Below are 1,780 nucleotides of genomic sequence, written 5' to 3'. Positions count from 1 at the left end.
TTGTGATTAACCCAAACAATGGAAGGGTTTTATATAAAAGACATCTTTCTGCTGGATCTCCTGGACCCGCAGATGTTTTGCTCAGTAGAAACCATTTAGTTGTGGGAGGATCTTCTGGGAAGGTTGTCTCCGTAAAAACGAGATTATGATTTTATCTTAACGAAGCCTATTCATATACAAGCTATGAGGGCAGCACTCCTGATAAGGCGTGTCACTTGTCAGTATTTCTTGCGTTGGGATGCTCTTTAACATGACCATCTGGTGATGTTAAAGTCTATTTTTTGGTGAGTTTATTGTGAATCTTTTGGTTAAAAGTCCTCAAGTCCTGCTGTTACGAAAGGCCAAATGCGGATAATTGATCTGCCTGAATAAATCCTTGGATTTCGATTTCTTCCTGGGCATCGCCTAGCATGTGACAAAGGCTGTACCGCTGCTCCATCCCTGGTTTCTATTGTTGTTCAAGAGGTGGCGGTATGCCTAATCCACGGTAAATTATTTCTTTGCAAGGGTAATGACCACATAGATGCTCGCTTTACCCTGACGGACCAACATGGGAATGGGTTGGTCTTTTGGTAACCCGGCGACAATGTGCGCCAGCTCGCTGACAGTGCGGACATCCTGCTGATTTATCTGCTGAATGATCATTCCGGGCATCAGGCCTGCTTCGGCGGCAGGGCCTTCACTGACGCCTACCACCACGACACCATGGTGAACATCCAGCTGTTTTTCAATGTCTGGAGTCAGATTTTGAACATGAATATCCATCCGACTGATTTTCAGGGTCTTTGCAGGCGCTGCCGGTTGGGTACTGCCGGGCTGCTCGTCCATGTTTTTCGGCAGGGCGGTGACCAGAACATTTTTGGTTTCCGCGACGCCATGATGAAGGATGCCCACGCTGGCATGGGTGCCGGGAACCGTGTTGCCGACCATGGGCGGCAGTTGGCCGACGTTGTAAACCGGTTTGCTGTCATAGGTCACAATGACATCACCGGGCTGGATGCCAGCCTTGGCAGCGGGGCTGCCCGGCATCACCGAAGCCACGAGGGCGCCGACCGGTTCCTGAAGATGCAGGGCTTGCGCCATTTGCGGTGTGACATCCTGCACTTCGACACCCAGGTACCCGAACTGAATGGGTTTATGGTCCTTGAAGTCCTGCACCACGCGCATGACGGTATTGATGGGGATGGAGAAAGACAAGCCCATGTATCCGCCGCTGTTGGTGTATATCTGATCATTGATGCCGATTACCTGGCCCTTCATGTTAAAGAGCGGACCACCGGAATTGCCAGGATTAATCGGCACGTCGCTCTGGATGAAAGGGATGTATTCGTCATCAGGCAACGGCCGGTTCATGGCGCTGACTACCCCCTGGGTGACGGTATTGTAAAAACCGAAGGGCGCACCTACCGCCAGCAACCACTGGCCGACTTTCAGATGATCAGAATTGCCGATGGGAACTGTGGGCAGATCCTTGGCATCAATTTTCAGCAGGGCCGTGTCGTAGCGCACCGAAAGTCCGATCAGTTTGGCGGGATAGGCATGATGATTGGTCAGGGTGACGACAATATGATTGGCACCCCGTACTACGTGACCGGCGGTGACAATGTAACCATCCGGGCTGATGATGAATCCAGACCCCAGAGATTGGATTTTTTCGTGCTGCTGATGGCTGGGACCGGCTTGTCCGGGTGCGCCGAAGTGCTGAAAAAACTGGTAAAAAGGAGAATTTGGCGGAAACGGGTTGTGCTGTTGGTGGATGACTTTGTTGGTGGTGCTGCTG

General features: G+C 51.4%; 1 protein-coding gene. It reads right to left on the bottom strand.

All coding sequences use genetic code 11. The features are described from left to right. Positions 1-492: 492 nt before the first annotated feature. Positions 493-1,780, bottom strand: a 1,288-nt coding sequence (locus AC2VLY_RS10155; protein ID WP_486922213.1) for a Do family serine endopeptidase, incomplete at its 5' end; no start/stop codon positions are given.

Source organism: Acidithiobacillus sp. TH-A36 (genome assembly GCF_057473445.1).
This window is presented reverse-complemented; position numbering and strand designations above follow the sequence as displayed.